This window comes from Streptomyces sp. NPDC043896 (genome assembly GCF_056435605.1).
The window spans coordinates 43,193-59,509 of sequence record NZ_JBWKEE010000031.1 but is presented as its reverse complement, the minus strand read 5'-3'; the positions used below and the strand labels follow the sequence as shown (position 1 = coordinate 59,509).

The 16,317-nt window shown below is 73.3% G+C and carries 13 protein-coding genes and 1 riboswitch; of the genes, 11 read left to right on the top strand and 2 right to left on the bottom strand.

The window, feature by feature from the left end:
• Positions 1-334: 334 nt before the first annotated feature.
• From hpnC to AC069X_RS33325, 8 genes are all read left to right on the top strand, one after another.
• Positions 335-1,264, top strand: a complete 930-nt coding sequence (gene hpnC / locus AC069X_RS33360) for a squalene synthase HpnC (RefSeq protein WP_478734645.1) — start codon at positions 335-337, stop codon at positions 1,262-1,264.
• A gap of 8 nt (positions 1,265-1,272) precedes the next feature.
• Positions 1,273-2,211: a presqualene diphosphate synthase HpnD gene (hpnD, locus tag AC069X_RS33355; RefSeq protein ID WP_478734597.1), complete on the top strand. Its 939-nt coding sequence runs from the start codon at positions 1,273-1,275 to the stop codon at positions 2,209-2,211.
• A gap of 262 nt (positions 2,212-2,473) precedes the next feature.
• The gene (gene hpnE, locus AC069X_RS33350; protein ID WP_478734595.1) at positions 2,474-3,865 is read left to right on the top strand and encodes a hydroxysqualene dehydroxylase HpnE; all 1,392 of its coding nucleotides are present in this window, start codon (positions 2,474-2,476) and stop codon (positions 3,863-3,865) included.
• 56 nt (positions 3,866-3,921) lie between these two features.
• Positions 3,922-5,022, top strand: coding sequence for a polyprenyl synthetase family protein (locus AC069X_RS33345; RefSeq protein WP_478734593.1), 1,101 nt, complete (start codon positions 3,922-3,924; stop codon positions 5,020-5,022).
• 115 nt (positions 5,023-5,137) lie between these two features.
• The gene (gene shc / locus AC069X_RS33340) at positions 5,138-7,207 is read left to right on the top strand and encodes a squalene--hopene cyclase (RefSeq protein ID WP_478734591.1); all 2,070 of its coding nucleotides are present in this window, start codon (positions 5,138-5,140) and stop codon (positions 7,205-7,207) included.
• The gene (locus tag AC069X_RS33335; protein ID WP_478734590.1) at positions 7,207-7,839 is read left to right on the top strand and encodes a phosphorylase family protein; all 633 of its coding nucleotides are present in this window, start codon (positions 7,207-7,209) and stop codon (positions 7,837-7,839) included. Before shc ends, AC069X_RS33335 begins: the two co-directional genes overlap by 1 nt.
• Positions 7,840-7,845: 6 nt before the next feature.
• The gene (gene hpnH, locus AC069X_RS33330; protein WP_478734589.1) at positions 7,846-8,877 is read left to right on the top strand and encodes an adenosyl-hopene transferase HpnH; all 1,032 of its coding nucleotides are present in this window, start codon (positions 7,846-7,848) and stop codon (positions 8,875-8,877) included.
• On the top strand, positions 8,874-10,277 hold the full coding sequence (locus AC069X_RS33325; RefSeq protein ID WP_478734587.1) for an aspartate aminotransferase family protein: 1,404 nt from the start codon (positions 8,874-8,876) through the stop codon (positions 10,275-10,277). Before hpnH ends, AC069X_RS33325 begins: the two co-directional genes overlap by 4 nt.
• 73 nt (positions 10,278-10,350) lie before the next feature.
• Here the strand turns inward: AC069X_RS33325 and AC069X_RS33320 are convergent, their stop codons facing one another.
• Entirely contained in the window at positions 10,351-11,172 is an 822-nt protein-coding gene (locus tag AC069X_RS33320) for a tyrosine-protein phosphatase (protein ID WP_478734585.1), read from the bottom strand.
• Between the two features lie 317 nt (positions 11,173-11,489).
• Positions 11,490-11,651: riboswitch (cyclic di-AMP (ydaO/yuaA leader) on the top strand.
• A 4-nt stretch (positions 11,652-11,655) separates the two neighbouring features.
• On the opposite strand from AC069X_RS33320, the gene AC069X_RS33315 reads away from it, so the two are divergent.
• From AC069X_RS33315 to AC069X_RS33305, 3 genes are all read left to right on the top strand, one after another.
• The gene (locus tag AC069X_RS33315; protein WP_478734583.1) at positions 11,656-12,690 is read left to right on the top strand and encodes a M23 family metallopeptidase; all 1,035 of its coding nucleotides are present in this window, start codon (positions 11,656-11,658) and stop codon (positions 12,688-12,690) included.
• Positions 12,691-12,853: 163 nt separating this feature from the next.
• Positions 12,854-13,639 (top strand): SGNH/GDSL hydrolase family protein, encoded by a 786-nt coding sequence (locus tag AC069X_RS33310; RefSeq protein ID WP_478734581.1) that lies wholly within the window; start codon positions 12,854-12,856, stop codon positions 13,637-13,639.
• Positions 13,640-13,928: 289 nt separating this feature from the next.
• A complete protein-coding gene (locus AC069X_RS33305; protein ID WP_478734579.1) occupies positions 13,929-15,137 on the top strand; it encodes an MBL fold metallo-hydrolase in 1,209 nt (402 codons plus the stop codon).
• 57 nt (positions 15,138-15,194) lie between these two features.
• Here the strand turns inward: AC069X_RS33305 and AC069X_RS33300 are convergent, their stop codons facing one another.
• Positions 15,195-16,316 carry a serine/threonine-protein kinase gene (locus AC069X_RS33300; RefSeq protein WP_478734577.1) on the bottom strand — a complete coding sequence of 374 codons (1,122 nt, stop codon included), beginning with the start codon at positions 16,314-16,316 and terminating at the stop codon, positions 15,195-15,197.
• Position 16,317 lies beyond the last annotated feature (1 nt).

The following is a 16,317-nucleotide window of genomic DNA, read 5'->3' as shown; positions in this document are numbered from 1 at the left end:
GGCGTGGGGCCCGGCCGGAACGAGCGGTGGACGGAGCGGCGGATTCCGGGGCGATGGCCGACATTCCGGGGCGCGGGAGCACCCGATAGGCCCCCGCGGCGTTGTACAGCGTAAGCTGGACCAGTTCTCAATCGCGCCAAGAGGGGACGATTCCCCGCAGCCGGCTCCCGGGGGATACCCCCGGGTAAGGTCCGGCGGCGTGTCCGAAATAGGATGACTTGGGTCGGCAGTGTAGAACGGGAGACGTGACGGCAATGGCTACGGGAATTCTCCGGCCCCCAGGCACGACGGCCGTCCCCGCCCCGGGCGGCGGGCGGTGACCCCCGGGCACGGCATCCGTCCCGCGCCGGCCGGCGAAGGAACCCCCGACCAGCTCCACGCGCGGGCCACCCTCGCCAAGGCCGCGGCGGAGAACTTCCCCGTCGCCCCCGCCTTCCTCCCGCGCGCCTGGCGCGACGGCCTCACGGCGGTCTACGGCTACGCCCGCCTGGTCGACGACATCGGCGACGGCGACCTCGCCCCCGGCGGCCGCGACGCCGCCCTCCTCGGGCTCGACCCCGCCGCCGCCGACGACCGGCTCGCCGTGCTCGACGCCTTCGAAGCCGACCTGCTGCGCGTCTTCGGCGCCTCCGACGGGCCCCCGCGCCACCCCCTGCTGCTGGCCTTGCGGCCCGTCGTACACGACCACGGCCTCAGCCCCGAGCCGTTCCTCGGGCTGATCGAGGCCAACCGCCAGGACCAGCGGGTGTCCCGCTACGAGACGTACGGGGAACTCCTCGCCTACTGCGAGCTCTCCGCCAACACCGTCGGCCGCATGGTGCTGGAACTCACCGGCACCAGCACCCCCGAGCGGATCCGCCGGTCCGACGCCGTCTGCACCGCCCTGCAGATCGCCGAGCACCTCCAGGACGTCACCGAGGACCTCGGCCGCGACCGGATCTACCTGCCGGCCGAGGACATGCGCCGCTTCCACGTCGCGGAGGCCGACCTCCGCGCCCCGTCCGCCGGGGCGTCCGTCCGGTCCCTGATCGCCTTCGAGGCCGAACGCGCGCGGGACCTCCTGAATGAAGGCACCCCGCTCGTGGGCAGCGTGCACGGCAGGCTGCGGCTGTTGCTCGCGGGATTCGTGGGAGGGGGGCGCGCCGCCCTGCGCGCTGTTTCCGCCGCCGGCTTCGACGTGCTGCCCGGCCCGCCCAAGCCCACCCGGAGCCTCCTGCTCCGCGAGGTGGCCGCCGTTCTGCGTACAGCGCCGAGAAAGAGGTGAGCCCGAACGTGGAGGGCACCGCACACGCGTCAGCACCGTCCGCCCAGGTCCTCGCGGCCTACAGCTACTGCGAGGCCGTCACCGGCACCCAGGCGCGCAACTTCGCGTACGGCATCCGGCTGCTGCCCACGGACAAGCGGCAGGCGATGTCCGCGCTGTACGCCTTCTCGCGGCGCGTCGACGACATCGGCGACGGCACCCTGGAACCCGGGGCCAAGCTGGCCCGCCTGGAGGACACCCGCGCCCTGCTCGGCCGGATCCGGGCCGGGGAGGTCCACGAGGACGACACCGACCCGGTCGCCGTCGCCCTCGCCCACGCCGCGCGCCGCTTCCCGATCCCCCTCGGCGGCCTGGACGAACTCATCGACGGCGTCCTGATGGACGTGCGCGGCGAGGAGTACGAGACCTGGGACGAACTCAAGACCTACTGCCGCTGCGTGGCCGGGGCCATCGGACGGCTCTCCCTCGGCGTCTTCGGCACCGTGGGCCCGGCGGACCGCGCCGACGAGTACGCCGACACCCTCGGCCTGGCGCTCCAGCTCACCAACATCCTGCGCGACGTCCGCGAGGACGCCGGCAACGGGCGCACCTACCTGCCCGCCGAGGACCTCGCCAAGTTCGGCTGCGCCGAAGGCTTCCAGGGCGGCCGCGCCCCCGCCGGCTCCGACTTCGCGGGCCTCGTCCACCACGAGGTCCGGCGCGCGCGGGCCCTGTTCACCGAGGGCTACCGGCTGCTGCCGATGCTCGACCGGCGCAGCGGCGCCTGCGTGGCCGCCATGGCGGGCATCTACCGGCGGCTCCTGGACCGCATCGAACGCGAACCCGAGGCGGTCCTGCGCGGACGCGTCTCGCTGCCGCCGCACGAGAAGGCCTACGTGGCCGTGCGCGGCCTCTCCGGCCTCGACGCCCGCACCGTCACCCGCCGGACCACCCGGAGGCGGGCTTGATGCCGGCCGCCCCGGGCACCCGCCTGGCGCCGGCCCGTGCCGCCTCCCCGACCGCTCCTGGCGGCGCCGCCGCCCCGGGCCGGGGCCGGGCGGCGGAGGGCTCCGGCCACGGCCCGGCCGGCTCCCGCCGCCCCGGCGCCACCTCCCCGCAGGACGCCGTCCCCGCCGCGCGGGCAACCGTACGGGGCTGGGCGGCGTCTGTCCCTGCGGGCTTCGCAGCACCCTCCGGCCGCGCGGGCCGGCGTACCACCCGGGAGGCCTCATGAGCGTCAGCGCAACCGGCGGCGACCAGCACGCCGTCGTCATCGGCGGCGGCCTCGCCGGAGTCACGGCGGCCCTCGAACTCGCCGACGCCGGACTGCGGGTCACCCTCCTCGAAGGGCGCCCCCGGCTCGGCGGCCTCGCCTTCTCCTTCAAACGCGGTGACCTGACCGTCGACAACGGCCAGCACGTGTACCTGCGCTGCTGCACCGCCTACCGGTGGTTCCTCGACCGCGTCGACGGCGCCGCCCTCGCCCCGCTCCAGGACCGGCTCGACGTACCCGTCCTCGACGTGGCCCACCCGCGCGGCCCCCGCCTCGGCCGGCTGCGCCGCAGCGCGCTGCCCGTACCCCTGCACCTGGCCGCCTCCCTGGCCACGTACCCGCACCTCTCCCTCGCCGAGCGCGCGAGCGTCGGCCGCGCCGCCCTCGCGCTGCGCCGCCTCGACCCCGCCGACCCCGCGCTCGACGGCCTCGACTTCGGCACCTGGCTCGCCCGCTACGGCCAGTCCCCGCGCACCGTCGACGCGCTGTGGGACCTCGTCGGCATCGCCACCCTGAACGCCACCGCCGGCCAGTCCTCGCTGGGCCTGGCCGCCATGGTCTTCAAGACCGGCCTGCTCTCCGAGAACGGCGCCGCCGACATCGGCTGGGCCCGCGTACCGCTCGGCGACCTCCACGACACCCTCGCCCGCAAGGCCCTCGACGCCGCCGGGGTGCGCACCGAACTGCGCACCCGGGTCACCGCCGTCTCCCGTACCGGCACGGGGGACTGGCGGGTCGACACCGAGGGCGAGTCCCTCGAAGCGGGCACCGTCGTCTTCGCCGTACCGCAGCGCGAGGCGCACGCCCTGCTGCCCGCCGGGGCACTGGCCGACCCCGACAAGCTCCTCGACATCGGCACCGCCCCCATCCTCAACGTCCACGTCGTGTACGACCGCAAGGTGCTCAAGCAGCCCTTCTTCGCCGCGCTGGGCACCCCCGTCCAGTGGGTCTTCGACCGCACCGACGCCTCCGGGCTCACCGACGGCGGCCAGTACCTGGCCCTGTCCCAGTCGGTCGCCCAGGACGACATCGACGAACCCGTCTCCGTCCTGCGCGCCAAGTACCTGCCCGAGCTGGAACGGCTGCTGCCGGCCGCACGCGGCGCGAAGGTACGGGACTTCTTCGTCACCCGCGAGCGGACCGCCACCTTCGCCCCCAGCCCCGGCGTCGGCCGGCTGCGCCCCGGCCCCCGCACCGACACGCCGGGGCTCTATCTCGCCGGTGCGTGGACCGCCACCGGCTGGCCCGCGACCATGGAGAGCGCCGTCCGCAGCGGCCTCGGCGCGGCGCACGCCGCGCTGGCCGCTCTCGGCCGCCCCCGCGAACACCCCCTGCAGGAGGCGGTATGAGCACCACTACCACCAGCACCACCGGCACAGCACGTACAGGAACCAGAGGAGAGCCAGTGAACCCGGGGAACCCGGCTGTCGAGAACACGGATGCCGGCACGGGCGCGGCCGGAGGGGGAGTGGAGAAGTCCGACACCCTCGCCCTCCTGGAACGCGGCCGAGACCTGTCGACGCCCGTGCTCCGTGCGGCGGTGAGCCGGCTCGCGGCGCCCATGGACACCGTCGCCGCCTACCACTTCGGCTGGATCGACGCCCAGGGCAACCCGGCGGACGGCGACGGCGGCAAGGCCGTGCGCCCCGCCCTCGCGCTGCTCTCCGCCGAGGCGGCGGGCGCCGCCGCAGAGGTGGGCGTCCCCGGCGCCGTCGCCGTCGAGCTCGTCCACAACTTCTCGCTGCTGCACGACGACCTGATGGACGGCGACGAGCAGCGCCGCCACCGCGACACCGTGTGGAAGGTGCACGGCCCGGCGCTCGCGATCCTGGTCGGCGACGCCCTGTTCGCCCTCGCCAACGAGGTGCTGCTGGAGCTGGGCACCGCCGAGGCCGGCCGGGCGACCCGCCGCCTGACCACCGCCAGCCGCAAGCTCATCGACGGCCAGGCCCAGGACATCTCGTACGAGCACCGCGAGCGCGTCAGCGTTCAAGAATGCCTGGAGATGGAGGGGAACAAGACCGGAGCCCTGCTCGCGTGCTCCGTGTCGATCGGCGCCGTGCTCGGCGGCGCGGACGACCGTACGGCCGACAAGCTGGAGGAGTACGGCTACCACCTCGGCCTCGCCTTCCAGGCCGTCGACGACCTCCTCGGCATCTGGGGCGACCCGGAGTCCACCGGCAAGCAGACCTGGAGCGACCTGCGCCAGCGCAAGAAGTCCCTGCCCGTCGTGGCGGCCCTCGCCGCCGGCGGACCCGCATGTGAGGAGCTCGGGCGGCTGCTCGCGGCCGACGCCAAGAGCAACGACTTCGAGAACTTCTCCGAGGAGGAGTTCGCCCACCGCGCCGCCCTCATCGAGGCCGCCGGCGGCCGCCAGTGGACGGCCGACGAGGCACGCCGCCAGCACGCGATCGCCATCCGGGCGCTCGACGACGTGGACATGCCGCAGAGGGTGCGGGAGCAGCTCGTCGCCCTCGCCGACTTCGTCGTCGTGCGCAAGAGGTGATCTTCGCCGGAAAGTGGATATGAATCGCGAGTCGCCGGCCGGGGACCCCTCCTGAGGCAGTCCCCGGCCGACGGCAGACCCGGGCACAGCCGAAGCTCTGTTCGAAGGGGAAGCCATGACAGCGACGACCGACGGCGGCGGTGCGATCACCGGCGGCGCGGATCCGCGACACGACAGCACGGCGGCCCCGGCCGTCGCCGCCGCCGGCCCGGCCGGCGGTGCCACCGGCCTGGAGAAGGACGTCCGGGCGGGCCGCGGTGCCACCGGCCTGGAGAAGGGCGTCCGGGACGCGGCCGACCGGGCGACCGCCGACCTGCTGGCCCGCCAGGACCCGGCGGGCTGGTGGAAGGGCGACCTCCAGACCAACGTCACCATGGACGCGGAGGACCTGCTGCTGCGGCAGTTCCTCGGCATCCGCGACGAGGAAGTCACCCGTGCCGCCGCCCTGTTCATCCGGGGCGAGCAGCGCGACGACGGCACCTGGGCCACCTTCCACGGCGGCCCGCCCGAACTCTCCGCCACCATCGAGGCGTACGTGGCCCTGCGCCTGGCCGGCGACGCGCCCGACGCCCCGCACATGGCCCGCGCCTCGGCCTGGATCCGCGGCCACGGAGGCCTCGCCGCCGCCCGGGTGTTCACCCGGATCTGGCTGGCCCTCTTCGGCTGGTGGAGCTGGGACCACCTCCCGGAGCTGCCGCCCGAGCTGGTCTTCCTGCCGCCCTGGGTGCCGCTCAACATCTACGACTTCGGCTGCTGGGCCCGCCAGACGATCGTCCCGCTCACCGTCGTCTCCGCGCTGCGGCCCGTCCGTCCCGCCCCGTTCGCGCTCGACGAGCTGCACGCCGACGCCCGCGACCCGTACCCCGCCAAACCGCTCGCCCCGGCGGCCAGTTGGGACGGCGCCTTCCAGCGGATGGACAAGGTCCTGCACCTCTACCGGCGCGTCGCCCCGCGCCGGCTGCGCAAGGCGGCCATGGACTCCGCCGCCCGCTGGATCATCGAACGCCAGGAGAACGACGGCTGCTGGGGCGGGATCCAGCCACCCGCCGTGTACTCGGTGATCGCCCTCCACCTGCTCGGCTACGACCTGGAGCACCCCGTGATGCGGGCCGGGCTGGCGTCCCTCGACCGTTTCGCCGTGTGGCGCGAGGACGGCGCCCGGATGGTCGAGGCCTGCCAGTCCCCGGTCTGGGACACCTGCCTCGCCGCCATCGCGCTGGCCGACGCCGGCGTCCGCCCCGACCACCCGGCCCTCGTCAAGGCCGCCGACTGGATGCTGGGCGAGGAGATCCGCCGGCCCGGCGACTGGGCCGTGCGCCGGCCCGGACTCGCCCCCGGCGGCTGGGCCTTCGAGTTCCACAACGACAACTACCCCGACATCGACGACACCGCCGAAGTGGTCCTCGCCCTGCGCCGCATCCGCCACCCCGAACCGGCGAAGGCCGAGGCCGCCATCGCCCGCGGGGTCTCCTGGAACCTCGGGATGCAGTCGAGGAACGGCGCCTGGGGTGCCTTCGACGCCGACAACACCAGCCCCTTCCCCAACCGGCTGCCCTTCTGCGACTTCGGCGAGGTCATCGACCCGCCTTCGGCGGACGTCACCGCCCACGTCGTGGAGATGCTTGCCGCGGAGGGCCGCGCCGCGGACCCCCGCGCCCGGCGGGGCATTGCCTGGCTGCTCGCCGAACAGGAGGCCGACGGCTCCTGGTTCGGCCGCTGGGGCACGAACTACGTGTACGGGACGGGCTCGGTGGTCCCCGCCCTCACCGCCGCCGGGATCGCCCCCTCGCACCCCGCCGTCCGCAGGGCCGTGCGCTGGCTGGAATCCGTACAGAACGGGGACGGCGGCTGGGGCGAGGACCAGCGCTCCTACCGGGACCGCTCCTGGGCCGGGAAGGGCGCCTCGACCGCCTCCCAGACCGCGTGGGCCCTGATGGCGCTGCTGGCGGCGGGGGAGCGGGACGGCGACGCGGTCGCGCGGGGACTCGCGTACCTGGTGGAGACCCAGCGCCCCGACGGCACCTGGGACGAGCCGCACTTCACCGGCACCGGCTTCCCCTGGGACTTCTCCATCAACTACCACCTCTACCGCCAGGTGTTCCCGCTCACCGCCCTCGGCCGCTACCTCCACGGAGAGCCGTTCGGCCAGGGCCGGCGGCACACCCCGCCCGACGGGGGCTCCTGATGCCCCCCGGAACAGAGCCCCCGCCGCCGCTCGTGATCGCCTGCGCCCTGCGCATCGAGCAGGCGGCCCTGCGCAGCGCGGGCCGCGCCGGGCCCGGCGTACTGCTGCGCACCGGCATGGGACCCCGCGCGGCCGAACGGGCCGTCGCCCGGGCCCTGGAACGCCCCGGGACACGCCGGGCGGCCGTCCTCGCGACCGGGTTCTGCGCCGGGCTCGTACCCGGCATGCACCCCGGCGACCTGGTCGTCGCCGAGGAGACCCGGGACCCCCGCGGGGCCGTCACCTGCACCGGCACGGCCCTGCTCGCCGAGGCGCTGGCCCGCGCCGCCCCCGGCCGGACCGTGCACACCGGCGCGCTGACCGGATCCGACCACGTCGTCCGGGGCCAGGAGCGCGCCGAACTGCGCGCCACCGGCGCCATCGCGGTCGACATGGAGTCCGCGGCCACCCTCTGGACGGCCGCCGCACCGGGCCGCCCGGTTGCGGCCGTCCGGGTGATCGTGGACGCTCCGGAGCACGAGCTCGTCCGTATCGGCACGGTTCGCGGTGGAATATCTGCCTTCCGTGTACTGCGTGCCGTACTGCCCGCGTTTTATGAATGGCACCATTCGTCGCCGCTTCCCAGGAGGTGAATCCAGATGGCCATGCCGCTGCGCCAGTCCATCAGGGTCGGTACCTATCTGCTCGAACAGAAGCTCCGCAAGCGTGAGAAGTTCCCGCTGATCGTCGAGCTGGAGCCGCTCTACGCCTGCAACCTCGCCTGTGAAGGCTGCGGGAAGATCCAGCACCCGGCCGGGGTGCTCAAGCAGCGCATGCCCGTCGCCCAGGCCGTGGGCGCCGTCCTGGAGTCCGGCGCTCCGATGGTGTCCATCGCCGGCGGCGAACCCCTCATGCACCCGCAGATCCACGAGATCGTGCGCCAGCTGGTGGCGCGGCGCAAATACGTGTTCCTCTGCACGAACGCCCTGCTGCTCCGGAAGAAGATCGAGAAGTTCACCCCCTCCCCCTACTTCGCCTTCGCCGTCCACATCGACGGGCTGCGCGAACGCCACGACGAATCCGTGGCCAAGGAAGGCGTCTTCGACGAGGCCGTCGCAGCCATCAAAGAGGCGAAGCGCCGCGGATTCCGGGTCACCACGAACTCCACCTTCTTCAACACCGACACCCCGCAGACGATCATCGAGGTGCTGAACTTCCTCAATGACGACCTCCAGGTCGACGAGATGATGATCTCGCCCGCCTATGCCTACGAAAAGGCACCCGACCAGGAACACTTCCTCGGCGTCGAACAGACCAGGGAGCTCTTCAAGAAGGCCTTCGCCGGCGGCAACCGCCGCCGCTGGCGTCTCAACCACTCCCCGCTCTTCCTCGACTTCCTCGAGGGCAAGGCCGATTTCCCCTGCACCGCCTGGGCCATTCCCAATTACTCGCTCTTCGGCTGGCAGCGCCCCTGCTACCTGATGAGCGACGGCTACGTGCCCACCTACCGCGAGCTCATCGAGGACACCGACTGGAGCAAGTACGGCCGCGGCAAGGACCCGCGCTGCGCGAACTGCATGGCGCACTGCGGCTACGAGCCCACCGCCGTCCTCGCCACCATGGGCTCCCTCAAGGAGTCCCTGCGCGCCGCCCGCGAGACCGTGGCGAGCAACCGGGAAGCGTCGGCATGACCACCGGACAGGGTGCGCGGCGGGGCTTCGACCTCGCCGCGCTGCTCGCCGAGCGCGGCGGGGAGCGCTACGAGCTGCACGCCCGGTACCTCAACCACCAGCTGCCCCGCATGCTGCACACCATCGGCTTCGACAAGGTCTACGAGCGGGCCGAAGGCGCCCACTTCTGGGACGCGGAGGGCAACGACTACCTCGACATGCTGGCCGGCTTCGGCGTGATGGGCCTGGGCCGCCACCACCCGGTCGTACGGCAGGCCCTGCACGACGTCCTGGACGCCCGCCTCGCCGACCTCACCCGCTTCGACTGCCAGCCCCTGCCCGGGCTGCTGGCCGAGAAGCTGCTGTCGTACAGCCCCCACCTCGACCGGGTCTTCTTCGGCAACAGCGGCACCGAGGCCGTGGAGACCGCCCTGAAGTTCGCCCGGTACGCCACCGGCCGCCCCAGGATCCTCTACTGCGACCACGCCTTCCACGGACTGACCACCGGCTCCCTCTCCGTCAACGGCGAGGGGGGCTTCCGCGACGGCTTCGCCCCGCTGCTCCCCGACACGAGGATCGCCCTCGGCGACCTCGCGGCGCTGGAGCGCGAACTCGCGCGCGGGGACGTCGCCGCCTTCGTCGTCGAACCGGTCCAGGGCAAGGGGGTGCACGCCGCGCCGCCCGGATTCCTGCGCGCCGCACAGGAACTCCTGCACCGGCACAAGGCCCTCCTCATCGCCGACGAGGTGCAGACCGGCCTCGGACGGACCGGAGATTTCTACGCGTACCAGCACGAGCCGGGCGTGGAACCGGACCTGGTGTGCGTGGCCAAGGCCCTCTCCGGAGGCTACGTGCCCGTCGGCGCGACCCTGGGCAAGGACTGGATCTTCCAGAAGGTCTACTCCTCCATGGACCGGGTGCTGGTCCACTCCGCCAGCTTCGGCTCCAACGCGCAGGCGATGGCGGCCGGGCTGGCGGTCCTCTCGGTCATGGAGGACGAGCAGCTGGTGGCCAACGCCCGGGCCATGGGCGACCTGCTGCGCGGACGCCTCACCGAGCTCGTGGACCGGTACGAGCTGCTCCACGAGGTGCGCGGGCGCGGGCTGATGATCGGCATCGAGTTCGGCAAGCCCTCCTCGCTGGGCCTGCGCAGTCGCTGGGCGGTGGTCCAGGCGGCCCGCAAGGGGCTGTTCGCCCAGATGGTCGTGGTGCCGCTGCTGAGCCGGCACCGGATCCTGACGCAGGTCTCCGGGGACCACCTGGAGGTCATCAAGCTCATCCCGCCGCTGATCGTGGACGAGGCCGACGTGGAGCGGTTCGTGGGGGCCTTCCGGGAGGTCATGGACGAGGCGCACGGCGGGGGAGGGCTGATGTGGGACTTCGGCCGGACCCTGGTGAAGCAGGCGGTCGGCAACCGCTGAACCGGGTGGCGCCGCCGGAGGGGGCCCGCACGGGCCCCCTCCGGCCGCCCGGGGCCGGTCGCGCCGTCCGGGGTCAGCCTTCGAGGAGCCGGTCCCGCAGCCGGTCCAGGGACTCGGGTGCCAGTGCGAGGCCCTCGGCCAGGTAGCGCTCCACCCCGCCCCACTGCTCGTCGACGACCGCGAAGGCGGCGAGCAGGTACTCCGCGCGGGCGTCGAACAGCGGCGCCAGCAGCTCCATCACCTCGGGGGAGCGGGCCTCGGGCGCGTCGCTGCCCCGGCGCACCCGGTAGCGGTTGTGGGGGGCGTTGGACTTCAGGTAGTCGGCCACGATGGCCTCGCGTTCCACGCCCAGCGCGAGCAGGGTCACCGCGACCGACAGTCCCGCCCGGTCCTTGCCCGCGGCGCAGTGCATCAGCGCCGGCACGCTGTCCAGCGCGAGCGCGTGCAGGACGCGGCCGTGTTCGGCCGTGCGGGTGCGGATGATCGTGCGGTAGGAGTCGGTCATGCGGGCGGCGGCCCTGCCCTCGCCGAGGAGGCCGCGGAGCTGGTCGAGCTCGCCGTCGCGGACCATCTTCCAGAACTCCCGGCCGTCGGCGGGGTCCGTCAGCGGGATGTTCACGTTGCGCACGCCCGGCAGTTCGACGTCAGGTCCCTCCAGGGCCTGGTCGGCTCCGTTGCGGAAGTCGAAGACGGTGTGCAGCCCCAGCGAGGCGAGGAACTCTGCGTCGGTTTCGGTGGCATGTGCGAGATGTCCGCTTCGAAACAGTCGTCCCGGCCTGACCCTCCGTCCGTCCGTGGTCGGCAGCCCGCCCACGTCACGGAAGTTGCGCACTCCGGTCAGCTCCGCACCCGGGTCGGGGGCCGCCGGAAGGGGCTGGGGTATCTGCTGGGTCACGTGTACTCCTCCGCTTGGTCTGTGGTGTCCGAATTGGTCCGGTTGGGAACAACTTGCCATACGTGGAGGCGAGATCGGGCCGAGCGCCGTGAGCCAGATCATACGGTGACCGTGCGTGCCTGATCGCAAGAACCGAATTGCCTTGTGAGGGCGGTTGTTGATGGTGCGGAATGGACACAGGGTGACCGGAATTCCGTTGATCCCCCATATCTGCGATTCCGTCAGGGAATTCGCGGCTTGTTGCCCGGTGGCCGACTCGATTACCTTCGCGAGCGATCCGGGTGGACCGCCTAATCCTGCCGCCGCCCGGGAACCGCACCCGACCATCGCGCGCGGCAGGAGCGGGGGAACCAGGTAGTCCGCTGTTCCGGAGCACTTCCGGCGCAGCTCGGGGTGAAGCCGAACCGTGCACCGCACGTACGGCCGGACATCTCCAGTCCGAACCCGACAGCTCACCTCGCAGGCGCCGGAGAGGAATTCGCCATGCCCGGAAAGGGTAAGCACCGCCGTCCGAAGTCCCGTTCGATATCCCGCGGCTTCGCCGTCGCCGGGACCGGCGGGGCGGCCCTCGCGCTCCCGCTGATGGGAGCCGCCGGCGCCCAGGCCGCCCCCGCCGCCGCGCCCGCCACGTCGGCGCCCGCCACGTCGGCGCCCGCCACGTCGGCGCCCGCCACGCCGGCGTCCGTCGCGTCGGCTCCGGAGGCGGTCCCGGCCGCGGCCCCCGCCGCCGCGACCACCGTCTACACCGTCGTTGCGGGCGACCACCTCTCGAAGATCGCCGCCGAGCGCCACCTCGACGGCGGCTGGGAGCAGCTGTACGCCGACAACCGCGAGGCCGTCGGTGAGAACCCGTCCCTCATCCACCCGGGCCTCAAGCTGAACCTCGTCGGCGGCCAGGACGCGGCCCCCGCCCCGAAGGCACCTGCGGCCCCGGCCGAGGAGTCCTCCAGTGGTGCTCCGGCCGGCTCCGAGGGCCTGGGCGGCAAGGCGCAGGCGCCGAAGAGCTCGGGCAAGAGCACCGCCGGCAAGCCCGCCCGCACCTCCGGCGGCACGGCCGCGCAGGGCTCCGGCGCCGCGTCCAAGAGCGAGAAGGCCGCCGCTCCCGCGGCCGCCTCCGGCTTCACCGCCCCCGTCGCCGGCGGCGTCTCCACCCGGTACCGGGCCTCCGGCGCCATGTGGTCCTCCGGCTACCACACCGGCGTCGACTTCATCGCGAGCACCGGCACCACCGTCCGGGCCGTCGGCGCGGGCACCGTGGTTTCCGCAGGCTGGGGCGGCGCGTACGGCAACGAGGTCGTCATCCGGCACGCCGACGGCAAGTACTCCCAGTACGGCCACCTCTCCTCGCTGTCCGTCTCGGCGGGCCAGAGCGTCACCGGCGGCCAGACCATCGGACTCTCCGGCTCGACCGGCAACTCGACCGGTCCGCACCTCCACTTCGAGATCCGCACGGGCCAGTCCTACGGCTCGGACATCGACCCGCTCGCCTACCTCCGCTCCAAGGGCGTGAGCATCTGACGGCACCCGCCGTCGGCACCCTGACACGCGTGGGGCCGGGACCCGAGGGGGGTCCCGGCCCCACGTGTACTTATTCCTTATCCCCCGCGTGGTATAGATCACGGTCCGTCAACCCCTCATTACGTTGGCGTAGGTTGGTTGCCAAGGTGAAGGATGTCGTTCCGTGGCAGCGACGAAGACGACACTCAAGACCATCGGCTCGTACGCGGCGATCGGGGACAGCTTCACCGAAGGCGTCGGGGACCCGGGACCCGGGGACTCGTATCTCGGCTGGGCGGACCGGCTCGCCGTACTCCTGGCCGATCAGCGCGACGAACACGACTTCCGGTACGCGAATCTGGCCGTGCGGGGCAAGATCCTCGACCAGATCGTGGCCGACCAGGTCCCGAGAGCCAAGGAGCTCGCCCCCGACCTCGTCACCTTCTGCGCGGGGGGCAACGACATCATCCGCCCCGGCAGCGACCCGGACGACGTCGCGGAGCGGTTCGAGGCGGCCGTCGCCGACCTCACGAACTCCGTCGGCCTCGTGATGATCACCACCGGCTTCGACACCCGGGGCGTTCCGGTCCTCAAGCACCTGCGGGGCAAGATCGCGACGTACAACGTCCACGTCCGCGCCATCGCCGACCGCTACGGCTGCCCCGTGCTCGACCTCTGGTCCCTCAAGACCGTCCAGGACCGCCGCGCCTGGGACGACGACCGGCTGCACCTCTCGCCCGAGGGGCACACCCGCGTCGCGCTGCGCGCCGCGCAGGTCCTCGGGTACGAGGTCCCGGCCGACCCGGACCAGCCCTGGCCGCCCGTCCCGCCGCGCGGATCGGTGGACGTGACCCGGGACAACATCCAGTGGGCGCGCGAGCACCTGGTCCCCTGGATCGGCCGCCGGCTGCGCGGGGAGTCCTCGGGCGACCACGTCGAGGCCAAGCGCCCGGACCTGCTGCCGCTGTGAGCCGACGGGTGCCGGGCGCGGGGTGACCGTACGGGCTCGGGCACGGGCTCGGGGATGCGGGCCCCCGGGTACGGGCACGGGCTCGGGGATGGGGGCGCGGAACCCGGGCGCGGGGTGACGGGTACGGGGTGACGGGCGCGGGGTGACGGGGACGACACGGGGACGGACGGCGCGCGGCGGAATCCTCCGGGGCCGGTGCGCGTTGGGATGGTCGTGGACGTACACCCCGTCCCCGCCCGGCACCGTCACCACCCCGTCCCACACCGCCCCGCACTTCCCAGGAGGCGCCTTGACCGGCTCCCTTCCCCTGCGTCCCCGGCTGCGCGCCCTGCGGCCCGAAGCCTTCGGCGCGGACCCCACCGGCGCACGGCTGGAGCGGATCATGCGCTCGCCGAACTTCGCCGACGGCGTCTTCCAGAACCCGGTCGGGGCCCGGACCAGACCTTCCGGGTCGATGGCGGAATTCGCCAAGATCTACTTCCACAAGGAGCAGCGGGCCCGGCGCAACCCCGGCGCGCCGATCCCGGTCCACCCGACCACCCTCGCCGACCTGGCCAAGCCGCCGGCGAGCGGGCTGCGCCTGACCTGGATGGGCCACTCCAGCGTGCTCGCGGAGATCGACGGACGCCGGGTGCTCTTCGACCCGGTGTGGGGCGAGCGCTGCTCCCCCTTCCCCTTCGCCGGGCCCAAGCGGCTCCACCCCGTGCCGGTGCCGCTGGCCTCGCTGGGCGCCGTCGACGTCGTCGTGATCTCCCACGACCACTACGACCACCTCGACCTCCCCACGATCAAGGCCCTGGCCCGCACGGACACGGTCTTCGCCGTCCCGCTCGGCGTCGGAGCGCACCTGGAGCGCTGGGGAGTCTCCCCGGACCGGCTGCGCGAGCTCGACTGGAACGAGTCCACCGAGGTCGCCGGGCTCACCCTCACCGCCACCCCCGCCCGGCACTTCTGCGGACGCGGCCTGCGCAACCAGCAGTTCACCCTGTGGGCCTCCTGGGTGGTCAGCAGCGGCGAGCACCGGATCTTCCACAGCGGGGACACCGGCTACTTCCCGGGCTTCAAGGAGATCGGCGCCGAGCACGGCCCCTTCGACGCCACGATGATCCAGATCGGCGCCTACTCGGAGTACTGGCCCGACATCCACATGACCCCCGAGGAGGGCATGCGGGCCCACCTCGACCTCCAGGGCGGCGCCCCGCTCGGCACGATGCTGCCGATCCACTGGGGCACCTTCAACCTGGCTCCGCACCCGTGGGACGAGCCCGGCGAGGGCACCGTGACCGCGGCCGGCGCGGCCGGCGCGGCCATCGCCCTGCCGATCCCGGGCCGCCCCTTCGAACCGGGCGCCCCGGACGCCCCGGCCGAACCCTGGTGGCGCCCCTTCGTCGCCGGCCGGCCGACGGTGACGCCCCCCGCCACCATCGTCGTGAGGACACCGGAACCCGCGTTCGACCCCACCCCCCGTGGCGATCTCGACCCGGCGGGCGAACGCTGACCCGAGGCGGGAGCCCCGGCCCGCCGCCGGCGGCTCCCGCGGCGCCGGAACGTCACCTCACACGGCCCGCTCCTTCCACCGGGCCGCCTCCCTGTAGGCCCGGAAGGCCCGCCCGTCCCCCGGGCCGCCCCTGTCCGCACAGTCCTGCCCCAGCCGCTGGTACAGCGCGGCCGCACCGCGTATGTCGCCGGACTCGCCGGTGAGCTGCGCGTGCCGGGCGCGTGCGTCGAGCACGTCCGGGTCCATGGCCCGCGGACCCTCGGCGTGCCGGTGTATGAACTGTTCCAGCCGCCGGATCTCGGCGACGTGCCGCGCGTCCACGTGCGGGACGACGGCGCCGTCGCAGGCGTACTCGACCTGCGCGACCGCCCGTTCCACCGCCCTCGCGTCGGGCGGCCGGTTCTCGGGCTTCTTCTCCAGCAGGCGCATCACGAGGTGGTCCAGCGCCCCGGGGACACCGGGAACCAGCGCGCGAGGAGGGTCGGGGCGCTCCCACCAGTGGTGCCACAGGAGGGCGGCGCGCTCCCGGAGGTGCCCGAAGGGGGGCCGGCCGGTGAGCATCTCGTAGAGCACGCAGCCGAGGGAGTACAGGTCGCTCCGGGGCGTGCCCGCCAGGTCGGAGAGCCGTTCGGGAGACGCGTACGGAAGACTTCCCGCGAAGCCGGAGTGCGAGGACGACCCACCGATCAGGCGGGCCAGCCCGAAGTCCACGATCTTCACCGCCCCGGAGGTGTCGATCATGATGTTGCCCGGCTTCAGGTCCTGGTGGACCACCTCGGCCGCATGGGCGTCGGCGAGCCCGGAGCAGATCTCCTTGGTCCACCGCACCGTCTGCTCCAGGGTGAGCGGCCGTCCCGCTCCCATCAGGGAGGAGAGCGGCGTGCCCTCGATGTACTCCATGACCGAATACAGGACGGTGCCGTCGGAGCCGGCGTCGTAGATCATCGCGACATGGGGATGGTTGCGGACCAGTGCCATGGCCCGGGCTTCCTTCTGGCAGCGCCTGATGGCGGCACGCACCTCGTCCGGCCGTTCGTCGCCGGGCACGGTGGTCGTCTTGACGGCGACCTTGCAGGCCAGGCGCAGATCCCGGCTGAGCCACACCTCCCCCTGGGCGCCGCGGCCCAGAAGCGAGCCGAGCCGGTAGCGGCCGTCGAGGACCTGCCCGGATTCCGGCATC